General features: G+C 63.7%; 13 protein-coding genes. 5 read left to right on the forward strand and 8 right to left on the reverse strand.

Going from position 1 to position 12,631, the window contains the following annotated elements; genetic code table 11:
• Positions 1–224 precede the first annotated feature (224 nt).
• Positions 225–1,121 carry a LysR substrate-binding domain-containing protein gene (locus tag LB515_RS01745; protein ID WP_095765261.1) on the forward strand — a complete coding sequence of 299 codons (897 nt, stop codon included), beginning with the start codon at positions 225–227 and terminating at the stop codon, positions 1,119–1,121.
• A gap of 78 nt (positions 1,122–1,199) precedes the next feature.
• On the opposite strand, the gene LB515_RS01750 is transcribed toward LB515_RS01745, so the two are convergent.
• From LB515_RS01750 to LB515_RS01760, 3 genes are all read right to left on the reverse strand, one after another.
• Positions 1,200–1,466 (reverse strand): hypothetical protein, encoded by a 267-nt coding sequence (locus LB515_RS01750; protein WP_040982305.1) that lies wholly within the window; start codon positions 1,464–1,466, stop codon positions 1,200–1,202.
• A 374-nt stretch (positions 1,467–1,840) separates the two neighbouring features.
• Positions 1,841–3,049, reverse strand: a complete 1,209-nt coding sequence (locus LB515_RS01755; protein WP_095765260.1) for an MFS transporter — start codon at positions 3,047–3,049, stop codon at positions 1,841–1,843.
• Between the two features lie 60 nt (positions 3,050–3,109).
• On the reverse strand, positions 3,110–4,093 hold the full coding sequence (locus LB515_RS01760) for an AraC family transcriptional regulator (RefSeq protein ID WP_224706550.1): 984 nt from the start codon (positions 4,091–4,093) through the stop codon (positions 3,110–3,112).
• A gap of 140 nt (positions 4,094–4,233) precedes the next feature.
• Between LB515_RS01760 and LB515_RS01765 the strand changes: the two genes are divergently transcribed.
• Complete coding sequence (locus LB515_RS01765) at positions 4,234–6,069, forward strand: monovalent cation:proton antiporter-2 (CPA2) family protein (protein WP_224706551.1); 1,836 nt, start codon at positions 4,234–4,236, stop codon at positions 6,067–6,069.
• A gap of 9 nt (positions 6,070–6,078) precedes the next feature.
• A complete protein-coding gene (locus tag LB515_RS01770) occupies positions 6,079–6,627 on the forward strand; it encodes a DUF924 family protein (RefSeq protein WP_224706552.1) in 549 nt (182 codons plus the stop codon).
• A 70-nt stretch (positions 6,628–6,697) separates the two neighbouring features.
• Here LB515_RS01770 and folK read toward each other — a convergent pair whose 3' ends face one another.
• Genes folK through folP form a run of 3 tightly spaced genes read right to left on the reverse strand, consistent with a single transcriptional unit; the run spans position 6,698 to position 8,410 of the window.
• Positions 6,698–7,210: a 2-amino-4-hydroxy-6-hydroxymethyldihydropteridine diphosphokinase gene (gene folK, locus LB515_RS01775; RefSeq protein WP_224706553.1), complete on the reverse strand. Its 513-nt coding sequence runs from the start codon at positions 7,208–7,210 to the stop codon at positions 6,698–6,700.
• The gene (gene folB, locus LB515_RS01780) at positions 7,194–7,553 is read right to left on the reverse strand and encodes a dihydroneopterin aldolase (protein ID WP_095765255.1); all 360 of its coding nucleotides are present in this window, start codon (positions 7,551–7,553) and stop codon (positions 7,194–7,196) included. Before folB ends, folK begins: the two co-directional genes overlap by 17 nt.
• Positions 7,554–7,555: 2 nt before the next feature.
• On the reverse strand, positions 7,556–8,410 hold the full coding sequence (gene folP / locus LB515_RS01785; RefSeq protein WP_224706554.1) for a dihydropteroate synthase: 855 nt from the start codon (positions 8,408–8,410) through the stop codon (positions 7,556–7,558).
• A gap of 84 nt (positions 8,411–8,494) precedes the next feature.
• Here folP and LB515_RS01790 point away from each other — a divergent pair, with 84 nt between their 5' ends.
• Together LB515_RS01790 and LB515_RS01795 are read left to right on the forward strand one after the other, a co-directional pair.
• Entirely contained in the window at positions 8,495–9,115 is a 621-nt protein-coding gene (locus LB515_RS01790; RefSeq protein ID WP_224706555.1) for a DUF922 domain-containing Zn-dependent protease, read from the forward strand.
• A gap of 210 nt (positions 9,116–9,325) precedes the next feature.
• Complete coding sequence (locus LB515_RS01795) at positions 9,326–10,810, forward strand: MDR family MFS transporter (protein WP_224706556.1); 1,485 nt, start codon at positions 9,326–9,328, stop codon at positions 10,808–10,810.
• 150 nt (positions 10,811–10,960) lie between these two features.
• On the opposite strand, the gene LB515_RS01800 is transcribed toward LB515_RS01795, so the two are convergent.
• Positions 10,961–11,992, reverse strand: coding sequence for an NAD(P)/FAD-dependent oxidoreductase (locus tag LB515_RS01800; protein WP_224706557.1), 1,032 nt, complete (start codon positions 11,990–11,992; stop codon positions 10,961–10,963).
• A 263-nt stretch (positions 11,993–12,255) separates the two neighbouring features.
• On the reverse strand, positions 12,256–12,576 hold the full coding sequence (locus LB515_RS01805; protein WP_095765250.1) for a 2Fe-2S iron-sulfur cluster-binding protein: 321 nt from the start codon (positions 12,574–12,576) through the stop codon (positions 12,256–12,258).
• Between the last annotated feature and the right edge of the window lie 55 nt (positions 12,577–12,631).

A 12,631-nucleotide genomic window follows, 5' to 3' on the forward strand; every position in this document is an offset into this window, starting at 1 on the left:
GGCTCAGCTGGCGTCTAACGCAAAGCTTCGCCGGTCACCGGTGAAAGCCGGCCATGCCGGTTTCCGCCGCTGGTGGAATGGCATCGGAGTGCCCAAACAATCGTTTTCGGATGGCGACTTGGTCGCTCTTGTCTTTTGGGTATCCCTGAACCGGCCAAGCGATCAAACGCCAATTTTGCCCAAGTCGATTGACAAAAACTCAACTGACATTTCATGATCGGCCAATGGCCCTGCCCTCACTCAATGGCATGCGCGCTTTCGAGGCCGCCGCGCGTCTCGGCAGCATCAAGGATGCAGCGGAAGAGTTGCATTTGACGCCCTCGGCCGTCAGCCGCCACATCCGCGCGCTCGAGAAGAACCTTGGCCAGGAGCTGTTCGAGCGCGGCTTTCGCCAGATCACACCGACCATCAGGGGCTCATATTATGCGCGCGGCCTCTCCGAAGCATTCGAGGCTATCTGGCGCGCCACCGACGATGTCAGCTTCGTCCATGGTCACGGCAGGACCCAGCGGGTCAGGGTTCTCTGCGTGCCGGCGGTTTTGAACCTTTGGCTGGCGGACCGGCTGCCGAATTTCCGCAAGCTGCATCCGTCCGTGAACCTAGAGATCTCGACGTCGGGCAAGCGCGCCAACTTCGATTTGGCCATTGTCGACGAGTTCGTCTACAAGGCCGGCCCGGCCCTGACGCTGCTGATCCCGCTCGTTCTGACGCCGGTCTGCGCGCCGTCGCTGCTTGAGGGACCGGTGCCGCTCAGAACGCCCGCCGATCTGGTCAATCATCACCTCATCCACGAATGCGAGAGCATGCGCTGGCGGCGCTGGCTGGAACAGGAAGGCGTTCTGGACGCCACGCCGAAATCCAGCACGACACTCGATGACTGCACCTTGATCATGCGCGAGGTGATAAACGGCGCGGGGATCGCTTTGGCCGACACCATGATGGCCCAAGACCTTTTGCAGCAAGGCAAGCTTGTCGCCCCGTTCAGCGCCCGCCACACCTATCCCGCCGGAATCTACCTGCACCAGCGCCGCAGCATCGGAAACAAGCCAGGCACCGGCCTGTTCCAGGATTGGCTGCTCGCCGAGATCGCCGACCATAAGCGCACGATGGGTATCGCATAGCGCGTCTTGTCCGAAGCGCCGCGCAAGAAAAAGGCGGCGATCGACCGGCCACCGCCTTCGCATTGTCGACGGCTGGGCTCAACCCTTGATGGTGGCGGTCAGCTCGTCATAGGCCTTGCAGGCTTCGTCGAGCGTCGTGGCGCCCTGATACTTCGTCGTCACGGCCTGCACCTTGGCGGTCAGATCGGCCGCCTTGCTCGGATCCTTGGTGATGGCTTCCTGGAGCGCGGCAGCCATGTCCTGCGCCTTCTTGGCGGCGATTTCCTGAGTGCATTCCGGGCCCTTGGAGCAAGCCGAACCGGCCAACGCCGCAACACCCACGGCAACGAGCAAAAACTTCTTCATGTCAATCATCTCCTCAAAAAAGGCAGCCGCCCATCGCCGCTGCCTCCACTGGCCGAAGCCGAACGTGCCATAACCTCCGATTGTGGCGTGAAGCAACGACCGGACCGCATAAACTTGTGTAATCAGGCTGCAACGTCGCGGCGTCCGTGTTGAGGCCGCCCGATGCATGTCGCCCAAAGCGCGCAGCGGTTTTGGGTCGACGACAGGCATAAAGCAACAAGCTAAAACGCGTCGTAAGAGGCCATTCAGACGCGACGGCTTTAGAGCAATCCCAAGAAATGTACGAAACGGTTTTCAGCCCCGAAAACAAAGAAATAGTGCGTCTCACCGTTTTCGTGAAACGATGAGACGCTCCATGTCAGCTGGAGCAAAGTTCACCCGCGAGGCTGTAGCAGCGCCAGCACGACGGTCAATGCGGCAAGGACGGCGGTAAGAGTCAAAGGTCCCGTGGCGCCATGGGTATCCACGACATAGCCGCCGACAACCGCGCCGATGGTGATGGCAACCTGGAAGGAGACGACCATCAGGCTACCCGCAGCTTCCAGCGCATCAGGTGCCGCGCGGGACAGATTGGTCGGCAGCACCACCGGCGCCATGCCGAAGGCCAAGCCCCAAAGCGTGACGAATGTGAACGCGACGCCAATGTGCACGCCCCAAAGCACCAATGCCAGCGCCGCAAACGCCATCAATGCGGCGTTGCCCGCGAGCGCCATGCGGATATTGGCGTCGGCCATACGGCCGCCGGCGACGTTGCCGATCACAGCCGCGATGCCAAATCCGAGCAGGGCCAGGGCAATTGGCCCGGTGGCGAGGAGCGTCACGTGTTCGAGGAAGGGGCGCACATAAACAGAGCCGGCAAAATGCCCCGTCATCAGCAAAAGAATGGCAAGCATACCGAGTTGGATGCCGCGCCGCTGTGTCAGCCGAAATACGTCAGCCAGACTATTGCTGGCCGTCGCAGGCAAGGTCGGCAGGCTCAGCAATTGTAGCAGCATGGCAATCACTGCCAAGCCCGCCGTCAAGGCCATGGCGCTGCGCCATCCCAGCCAGTCGCTGATCAACGCCCCCATTGACGGGGCGGCGATGGTGGCGAGCGAGACGCCGAGGGTGACGATGCCCATGCCCCGACCTGTCGCATTGGCGCCGACCAGCCTGGCCACGACGGCAACCGAGAGTGCCCAGAACGCACTGAGAGCGATTCCGAGCCCGGCCCTGCCCAGCAGCAACAGCCAGAAATTGGGCGCTAGCGCGGCAAGGAGGTTGGAACCGACCGCCAAGGCGCTGAGGCCAACCAACACCGTCTTACGGTTCAATCGTCCGATGAGAACATTGCTCAACATGGCCGTCACGGCGCCGACCGAAGCCGTGGCGGTGACGACCTGTCCGGCGGTTCCTTCGCTGATGCCGAGGTCCCGCGCCATCGGCGTCAGCAGGCCTGCCGGCAGGAATTCGGCTGATACCAGGGCAAAGCTGGTGGCCGCCAATGAAATGACCGCAAACCAGGTGGCTGCGTTCCACGGGGCTGGCGCGGCGTCATCGAGGTCTATCGCCGCGTCTTCAAGCTGTAATGTTGTGTCTGTCACTGAAAGATCTCCAAAGTCTGGAGGTCTTCAATAGACGAGTCTTCTCGGATGATATGTACCTTATAATCCGAAATTCATGTCCGTTCGTCCGGGAATTGTGCGCCGCACAACGCCTGGCGAGACATTGGTGATGCGTTTGAACGCGCGCGCGAAGGATGCTTCGCTATCATAGCCCAAACGGGTAGCGACCTCGGCAACCGACAGGCCGTTTTGCCCGAGCAACTCGCGGGCAAGCTGCATCCGCAGACGGGCGAGATAGTGGGCAGCGCCCTCCCCTAACACAGCGCTGAAGCGCTCGGCGAAAATCGAGCGCGATTGGCCTGCCAGGGCGGCAAGGCTTTCCACGGTCCAGTTATGGCCGGGGTCTCGATGCATGGCTGCCAGAGCGCGGCCAATATGGGGGTCGCGGATGGCTGCAAGCCAGCCGGTGGTCGAAGCTCCAGTGCAATTGACCCAGCAGCGGATAAGCCGGGCGGTCAGCAAGTCGGCCATACGGGACAGAATCGTGGCGCTGCCCATCTGCGGTTGCGCGGCCTCCGCCGTCATAGCCGCCAGCAAAGGACGGACGACCGGATCGTTGCCGGCCACATCGCACCCCTTGATAATAGATGGCATCAACGTGATCAGTGGATTGAGCGCACAGACGCCCAGGGCCATGGAGCCGCAGAAAAGGGTACTTGTCGCGCCCGTCCCTTCCCGCACCACCTCACAGACATTGCTCCCCAACTTGGTAACCTGGCAACTCTCGAGCGAGTCGTCCACAACGTCCGGCGCACTAGCCAGCCGATGGGCGATGCCTTGCGGCAACAGCACCAGATCGCCATCGCGCAACTCCTGCCAGCCTTCCGCCTCGGTATAAATCCAGCATGGACCCTGGCCTACAAAGTGAAAGCGAAGCAGCTTCTGTTGCGGAAAGGCGATGCTCCATGGATGCCGGAGCTCGCAGCGGCCATAGTTGACCCCACTCAAGCGAAAGTCCTGTAGGACTTCGCTGAGCGCATCCATCGGGATATGCAGAGGCGGGCGGGACGAATAGTCAGGCATTCGGCTACTGTATATGCCGAACGTCCGGCAGGCAAGCGGAGGCCGCTTCAACGGTACCCTACCCTTCAAGTCAGTCCGCCCGCCCTTGCCTCTCGCTCCCGGGGCATGCAAGGAGTGCTTCGAGCAACGGGACGACAGGCATGGCAGTTGAAGCGTCGAGCAGCGATCTGGTGCAGGTGGTGGCGCTGCTCGCCGCGGGCGTCGTCGCCGTGCCGATCTTCAAGCGCATGGGGCTGGGCTCGATCCTCGGCTACCTCGCCGCCGGCGTGGTCATCGGTCCGTTCGGCCTGCGCATCTTTTCTGAATCGGAAGCGATCCTCCACGTCGCCGAGCTCGGCGTCGTCATGTTCCTGTTCATCATCGGGCTGGAGATGCAGCCGTCGCGGCTCTGGGGCCTGCGTCGCGAGATTTTTGGCCTGGGTGCCTTGCAGGTCGGCGTCTGCGCAGTCCTGCTCACTCTCGTCGGACTGGCCGGAGGCTTTCCCATCGCGCAGTCCTTCGTCGCCGGCGCCGGCTTCGTCCTGACCTCGACGGCGATCGTCATGCAGTTTCTCGAAGAGCGCGGTGAGATCGCCACGCCGAAAGGCCAGCGCATCGTCTCCATCCTGCTGCTCGAAGACCTGATGATCGTGCCGCTGCTCGCGCTTATCGCATTCCTAGCGCCGGGCGGCGCCGAAACCAGCCTTTCGGAGCGGCTGACCGAAGTCGGGATCGGCATCGCCGCGATCGTGGGACTGGTCCTGGCCGGCCGTTACCTGCTCAATCCGCTCTTCCGTATCCTGGCCGATGCCCGCGCCCGCGAAGTCATGACCGCCGCGGCGCTGCTAGTGGTACTGGGTTCGGCTCTGGCCATGCAGCTCTCCGGCCTGTCGATGGCGATGGGCGCCTTCCTCGCCGGCGTGCTGTTGTCGGAATCGACCTTCCGCCACCAGCTCGAAGCCGATATCGAGCCGTTCCGCGGCATCCTGCTCGGCCTGTTCTTCCTCGCCGTCGGCATGTCGCTCGACCTTGGCGTCGTAGCCCAGAACTGGCGGCTCATCGCCGTCTATGTCGTCGCCTACATGGTCATGAAGGCATTCGGCATCTACGTCGTCGCGCGCATTCTGAAAAGCGGCCATCGCGAGGCGCTCGAACGTGCCGTCTTCATGGCGCAGGGCGGCGAGTTCGCCTTCGTGCTCTATTCGTCCGCTGCCGCGGTCGGCATCATCGACGGCCAGGCCAACGCCACGCTGACTGCCATCGTCATCATCTCGATGGTGCTGACGCCGCTCGCGATCGTGGCGCTGCGTTACCTCACCCCGCGCGACGAGCAGTCCCTCGACGGCGTCGACATCGCCGACGGCCTCACCGGCAGCGTGCTGATCATCGGCTTCGGCCGCTTCGGCCAGATCGCCAGCCAGCCGCTTTTGCTGCGCGGGATGGACGTCTCGATCATCGACAACGAGGTGGAGATGATCCAGGCGGCGGCCGATTTCGGCTTCAAGGTCTATTACGGCGACGGCACGAGGCTGGACATCCTGCATGCGGCCGGCGCCGGGCGCGCCCGCGCGGTGCTGATCTGCGTCGACAAGCCCGACGCCGCCGTGCGCATCGCGCAGCTTATCAAGGCCGAATTTCCACTGGTCACCATCCTGGCGCGCGCCTTCGACCGCGGCACCGCGCTGCAGCTCGTGCGCGCCGGCGTCGACTATCAGCTGCGCGAGACCTTCGAATCGGCGCTGGTCTTCGGCGGCTCCGCGCTGGAGGCGCTTGGCGTCGATCCCGAGGAGGTCGCCGAAGTCATTGAGGATGTGCGACGCCGCGACGAAGCGCGCTTCGAGACGCAATTGGCCGAGGGCGTGCGCGCCGGCCAGCGTTTCCTCAAGGGCAATATCGGCACGCCGATCCCGACGCCGCTCACGCAGCCACGCCGCGCCGGCCGCGCGCTGAACCAGGAAACCGCCGTGGTGCTGAACCAGGCAGAGACCAAGAACTGAGAGGCAAATATGGCAGAGCTTGATCCGCGAGCGCTTTCGGTCATCGCATTCTGGCGCGACGCCGGCGAGGACGCCTGGTTCGAAAAGAGCGACGCCTTCGACGCCGATTTCCGCGGCCGCTTTCTCGAGCTGCATTACGCCGCTGCGCGGCGCGAATGCGACGACTGGAATGGGCATGCCGAAGGATCGCTGGCGTTGATGATCCTGCTCGATCAGTTCCCGCGCAACTGCTTCCGCGGCACCGGCCACATGTACGCGACCGATCCGCTCGCCAGATACTTCGCCGACAGGGCGATCGCCGCCGGTCAGGACCTCAAGCTGGAAGAACCGGTTCGCGTCTTCCTCTATTTGCCCTTCGAGCATTCCGAATTGCTGGCGGATCAGGAACGGTCGGTGGAACTCACCGCCAAGCGAGCGCCGGACTATCTTAAATACGCCAATGAGCATCTGGAGATCATCCAGCGCTTCGGTCGCTTTCCGCACCGCAACCGCATGCTCGGCCGTGCGACGACGGCCGAGGAGCAGGCATTTTTGGACGGCGGCGGGTTTTCCGGCTGACCGGCCGGCTTCGGAGCAATTCCAGGAAAAGTGTGGGCGGTTTTCCGTCCGGAATTGCGACAATGCAAAATCAGCCGAGCCACCATTCGCGGCCCGAAGGCAGCCGCTCGATGCCGGACGTATCGACGGCTTCGAGCCGCTCCGATACGCTTCTGCCGTCGACGGAAAGCCCTGGCGCGATCTCGGCCAGCGGCGCCAGCACGAAGGCGCGCTCCAGCATGCGCGGATGCGGCACTTCGAGGCCGGTCTCGTGGATCACCCGGTCGCCGAACACCAGGATGTCTATATCGATGAGGCGCGGCCCCCAGCGCTCCTCGCGCACGCGCTTCAGCCGCTTCTCGACATCGAGGCAAAGCTCAAGCAGCGCGCGTGGCGAAAGCGCCGTCTCGATCGCGGCGGCGGCATTGAGGAAATCGGGCTGGTCGAGCTTGCCCCAAGGAGGCGTGCGGTAGAGCGACGAGACGGCGGTGACGCGCGTCGCGTCGTCGCCGTCCAGCATGCGCAATGCCGCGCCCATGGACTTCGCCGGCTCGCCGAGATTGCCGCCGAGACTGAGGTAGACGGCGCTATTCTGGCCAGACAACGGTCACCTCGACATGATCGAGCACGCCCGGCACCGGGGCGTTCGGCTTGCGCACGGTGATCGCGGCTTTCCTGATCTGCGAGAATCGCGCTGTCAGCGCCTTCGCCACCTCCAGCGCCAGCGCCTCGATCAGGAAGCGGCGATGTCCGGTCACGATCTTTTCGATGACCGAGAAGGCGACGCCATAATTGACGGTGTCCTCGATGGAATCCTCAGTCAGCGGCCGGCTGGGCTCGACCGTCAGCTCGGCATCGACGTAGAAACGCTGGCCAAGCGTCTCCTCCTCGTCCAGCACGCCGTGGCGGGCGAAGAAGGCGCAGTTCTTCATGCGGATGAGGTACATGATCAGTGTCCGGGAGGAAGCTCGGTTTCGCGTTGAAGCATAGCATCGGTGACCGCCAGCGCATCCACGTTGATTGCGACATCGTGGACGCGAAACAGGTCGGCTCCCTTCAAGCGCAGGATGACACTGGTGGCCGCCGTGCCGGCGGCCCGTTCCGCGGGATCGCGCCCCGTCGCGGTACCGATGAAGCGCTTGCGCGACGTCCCCGCCATCAACGGGTAGCCGAGCGCCTGAAGCTCGGAAAACCGCGCCATCAGCTCGAGGTTTTCCTCCGCCGTTTCCTTGGCGAAGCCGAAGCCGGCATCGAGCACGATCTGGCTGTCGGCAACATTGCCGGCACGCGCGATCTCCAGCGATTTGCGCAGGAACAGGAACTCGTCCTCGATCACGTCGGGCAGCTTCTGCCGTTCGCGCCCGGTATGCATGATGACGAGCCCGGCGCCTGTCTCGGCCGCGACGCGCGCGATGCCCGGCTCACGTTGCAGCCCCCAGACGTCGTTGACGATATGGGCGCCGGCGGCGACGCCAAGCCGCGCGGTGTCCTCGCGATAGGTGTCGACCGAGATCAGCGCCTCGCCGGAAGCGGCGAGCGCCGCGATGACCGGCAGCACGCGCGCCTGTTCTTCCTCGGCGGAGATCGGGGCGAAACCGGGCCGCGTCGATTCCCCGCCGACGTCGATGATCGCCGCGCCCTGCTTCACCATGCGGTGCGCCTGCTCCAGCGCCTTCTCGGGCGCGATGAACAGGCCGCCGTCCGAAAAGCTGTCGGGCGTCACGTTGAGGATGCCGGCGACGACCGCCTTCGGACCGAGGTCGAGATAGCGTCCATGCGCCAGCTGCCATCGCCTTGTCGTCATTGTCCATCAACCATGCGTGATCCGCGCGAAATCAATTCCGTTGCGCTGGCGACGGCCCTAAAGCAAGGTGCGTGAAGAGGCAATATGATGAACCGCTCCCTGCTCTGCGCCCTGATGCTCTCGCTCACTGCCCTGCCGGCGGGCGCGGCCAGTCTGGTCAAGACCTACAGCTATTTCAGCGTCGGCGGCCGCACGCTCGACGATATCCAGAACCAGCTGTCGAGAAACGGCCCCGAGGTGAAGAGCACCGGCTCGCGGCATCCCGGCGCCACGCAAATGGCCTTCACCACCCGCATCAGCTACGCGCAGAGCGCCGGGTCCTGCCGCATCGCCGACGCGGCCGTCACCTTGAAGGTCAAGGTAATCCTCCCCGAATGGCGGCGCCCGCGCAAATCCGATCCCGGCGTCAGGCTGGTCTGGGATACGCTCTCGGCCGACATCAAGCGGCATGAGGAGCGCCATGTCGAGATCGCCAAGAACCATGCGCGCCTGCTCGAGGATGCGCTGAAGGCACTCCCGCCGCAAAAGACCTGCGAGCAGGCGAAGCTCAACGCCGCCGCGGTCCAGGCAGCCGAGCTCGCCAGGCACGATCAGGACCAGGTCCGCTTCGACCGCGTCGAGAGCGTCAATTTCGAAAGCCGTATCCTTCGGCTGATGCGCTACCGGATGCAGCGTGTCGAAGCCGGCCAGCTGCCGCCGCCTTGACTTGAGAGCCGAGCCCTGTCCGGGGCCAATTTCATCCAAGCATGGTGCCAGACCGGAAAAACCTTCGAGTGATGGTCGAAATCGGCCTATATCGAACGACATAATGCGGGTTCGAAGCGCCAAAGCCTCGGGTCCACGATGAGAAATGACAGGTGCGACCGGCCAAAGCCGTCTTGGCGCACCAAGCACCAGCCTTTGAAAGAATGACGCATGGACCAGTCCGTCGAGAACCAGGCGATGGCGCCGAAAGCCGCGCCCCTGATGAGCGAGAGCGAGAAGAATGCCATCATCGGCGGCGTGTTGTTGTCGATGCTGCTGGCGGCCCTTGATCAGACCATCGTAGCCCCTGCCCTGCCGACGATCGCCGGCGCGCTCGGCCATGCCGAATATCTGCCGTGGATCGTCACCGGCTATCTTCTGACCGCGACCGCGATGGCGCCGCTCTACGGCAAGATTTCCGATGTCTACGGGCGCCGCCCTGTCATCTACGCCGCCATCCTCGTCTTCCTGCTCGGGTCGCTGGTCAGCGCGCTTGCTCCCAACATGCTGGTGCTGGTCATCGGCCGCGCCGTCCAGGGCGCCGGCGGCGGCGGTCTCTTCGCGCTGGCCCAGACGGTCATCGGCGACCTCGTGCCGCCGCGCGAGCGCGCCCGCTATGCGGCCTGGATCGCAGGCACATGGGCGGTCGCCAGCGTCGCCGGCCCGCTGCTCGGCGGCGTGTTTGCCGAACATCTGCACTGGTCGCTGATCTTCTGGATCAACCTGCCTATCGGCTTCCTGGCCATGGCCATCATCAAAAACCCGTTGAAGAAGCTGCCGGTCGCGGCCAAGAACCATCGCATCGACGGCTTGGGCGCCGTGCTGCTGGTTATCGCCACGACGCTTCTGCTCCTGGCGCTCAGCTGGGGCGGCAGCGCCTATCCCTGGTTTTCCCGCGAGATCCTTGGGCTGGTTGCCTGCTCGGTGGTGTTCTGGGCCTTCTTCGCGCTCAGGCTGCTCAAGGCGGCCGAGCCTTTGGTCTCGCTCGAAGTCTTGGGCAACCCGATCGTGCTCGCCGGCACACTGTCGATGTTCCTCCTGCAGGCCGCAAATATCGGCGCGTCGGTATACCTGCCGGTCTATCTGCAATCGGTCGTCGGGCTTTCGGTCAGCGAATCCGGCACCGCGATGCTCGGCCTCCTGCTCGGCACGGTCGCCGGTGCGACCTTCAGCGGCCGCACGATCCCGCGCTTTGTCCACTACAAGCGCATCGCGATGATCGGCGTCGGCCTGGCCATCGTCTGCATTGGCGTGCTCAGTGCCATTGCGGAACACGCCTCGCTGCTCGAGGTGGAAATCCTGACCACTCTGATCGGCCTTGGCAGCGGAACGACATTCCCGGTTGCCACTGTCTCGGTCCAGAATGCCGTCGATCGCGCGCATCTCGGTGTCGCGACGGGCGTTCTGACCTTCCTGCGCACGCTGGGCGGCGCGCTCGGCGTGGCCATGCTCGGCGCCGTCGCGCTCGGCTACGGACTGCCACTGTCCTCAGAAGGCTCGCAGACGCATATCCAACCGGCATCGGCGTTGCCGTTCGTGATGATATTCGTCGCCGCCGGAGCAACGCTCGTTCTGGCCCTGATCACGCTGGCCCTGATGCCCGAAAAGGAACTGCGCGGCCACGACGAGCAAACCGCGCCCGCGCTTGCGGAGTAGATCGCTTGAAGGTGTGTTGAGATTCAGGTCAGGCCGAGTCGAGAAGGGCTGTTTCCGAGAACCGGAGCGGAGCGTACTTGAAGTACGTGAGCACCGGAAGCGCAGGAAGCTGCCCTTCGCAGTCCGGCATCACCTGCATATCAATGCGCCTCAATCATGCACGCCGAGCTTCTTCTGCAGGCTGGTCGACGAGGTCGTGTACTGAAAGACGATGCGCTCGCCCGGGCTGACGATCCGCTTGGCGGCCTGCGCCATCAGCGCCACCTCATGGAAGCCTGACAGGATCAGCTTGAGCTTGCCTGGATACCAATTGATGTCGCCGACGGCAAAGATGCCCGGGATCGACGTCTGGAACTTCTCGGTGTCGACCGGGATCAGGTTCTCGTTGAGGTTAAGGCCCCATTCGGCTATCGGCCCGAGCTTCATGGTGAGGCCGAAGAATGGCAGCATGCGGGTGCACGGCACCTCGACGTCGCCGCCCGGACCGCCCTTGATGGTCGCCGACGACAGCTGACCGCCGCCGCCGGCAAGGCCGCTGACCTGGCCGACCAGGAATTCGAGCTGCTTCATCTCATGCATGGCATACATCTTGTTGACGCTGTCGGGCGCGGCCCGGAATTCCGGGCGGCGATGCACCAGCGTCACGCTCTTGGCGATCGGCTGCAGGTTGAGTGTCCAGTCGAGCGCCGAATCGCCGCCGCCGACGATGACGAGATCGTGGCCGCGAAATTCCTCCATGCGTCGGACCGAATAGAAGACGCTCTTGCCTTCGTACTCCTCAATGCCCGGAATGGGCGGACGCTTGGGCTGGAACGAGCCGCCGCCGGCGGCGATCACCACCACCTTGGTCTCGAACAATTCACCTTCGTCGGTGGCGACGCGGAAACTGCCGTCCTCCAGCTTTTCAAGGCTCGACACCATGCGGTTGAAGGTGAAGTCCGGCTTGAACGGATGGATCTGCTCCATGAGCTTGTCAACCAGGCCTTGCGCGGAGATCGTCGGCCAGCCTGGAATGTCGTAGATCGGCTTTTCAGGATAGAGCTCGGCGCATTGGCCGCCGGGACGATCGAGAATGTCGATCAGATGGCATTTCATATCGAGCAGACCGAGCTCGAACACGGCGAACAGGCCGATCGGCCCTGCCCCGACAATGAGAACGTCCGTTTTGATGGTATCGGTCATGCGCTGCGCCCTGATTGGGAATGCGGCGAGACTGCATGAGCTATCGGCCGCTGCCAAGCTGCCGGCGCGAAAGAATATTGGGAAGCAGCCAAGGTGTGTCGAGATTCAGGTCAGGCCGAGTCGATGGTGACGTCCGAGAACCGGCTACGCCGGCCGTAGCTTATTTTAACCGCCACGCCATTCGTGAGTGCTTCGGCCGGCAAAGGCCGGAAGCGCAGGAAGTCGCCATTTGCAGGCCGGCCTCACCTGAATATCGACGCGCCTCAACCCTGGCGCGCGGGGACCCGAACGACCAGCCCGTCCAGCGCGTCGCGCACCTTGATCTGGCAGGAGAGGCGCGAGTTCGGCTGGACCTCGTAGGCGAAGTCCAACATGTCCTCCTCCATCGCCTCCGGCTCGCCGACCTCCGCCGTCCATGCTTCGTCGACATAGACATGGCAGGTCGCGCAGGCACAGGCGCCGCCGCATTCGGCTTCGATGCCCGGAACCGCATTGCGGATCGCGTTTTCCATGACTGTCGAGCCGTTTTCGGCTTCCACGTCAAATCGGGTCCCGTCATGGGCGATGTAAGTCAGCTTGGTCATTAAGTCACCTGAGGAGTCGCAGCCGAGATAATCACTCTGCCGGACAAGTCAACTG

This window comes from Mesorhizobium sp. CA15, from assembly GCF_020165215.1.
Taxonomy (GTDB): domain Bacteria; phylum Pseudomonadota; class Alphaproteobacteria; order Rhizobiales; family Rhizobiaceae; genus Mesorhizobium.

Excerpts from the sequence above, each read along its gene's own strand:
- LB515_RS01745 (WP_095765261.1), top strand. The coding sequence starts at position 225 with ATGGCCCTGCCCTCACTCAATGGCATGCGCGCTTTCGAGGCCGCCGCG.
- LB515_RS01750 (WP_040982305.1), bottom strand. The coding sequence starts at position 1,466 with ATGAAGAAGTTTTTGCTCGTTGCCGTGGGTGTTGCGGCGTTGGCCGGT.
- LB515_RS01760 (WP_224706550.1), bottom strand. The coding sequence starts at position 4,093 with ATGCCTGACTATTCGTCCCGCCCGCCTCTGCATATCCCGATGGATGCG.
- LB515_RS01765 (WP_224706551.1), top strand. The coding sequence starts at position 4,234 with ATGGCAGTTGAAGCGTCGAGCAGCGATCTGGTGCAGGTGGTGGCGCTG.
- LB515_RS01770 (WP_224706552.1), top strand. The coding sequence starts at position 6,079 with ATGGCAGAGCTTGATCCGCGAGCGCTTTCGGTCATCGCATTCTGGCGC.
- folB (WP_095765255.1), bottom strand. The coding sequence starts at position 7,553 with ATGTACCTCATCCGCATGAAGAACTGCGCCTTCTTCGCCCGCCACGGC.
- folP (WP_224706554.1), bottom strand. The coding sequence starts at position 8,410 with ATGACGACAAGGCGATGGCAGCTGGCGCATGGACGCTATCTCGACCTC.
- LB515_RS01790 (WP_224706555.1), top strand. The coding sequence starts at position 8,495 with ATGATGAACCGCTCCCTGCTCTGCGCCCTGATGCTCTCGCTCACTGCC.
- LB515_RS01795 (WP_224706556.1), top strand. The coding sequence starts at position 9,326 with ATGGACCAGTCCGTCGAGAACCAGGCGATGGCGCCGAAAGCCGCGCCC.
- LB515_RS01800 (WP_224706557.1), bottom strand. The coding sequence starts at position 11,992 with ATGACCGATACCATCAAAACGGACGTTCTCATTGTCGGGGCAGGGCCG.
- LB515_RS01805 (WP_095765250.1), bottom strand. The coding sequence starts at position 12,576 with ATGACCAAGCTGACTTACATCGCCCATGACGGGACCCGATTTGACGTG.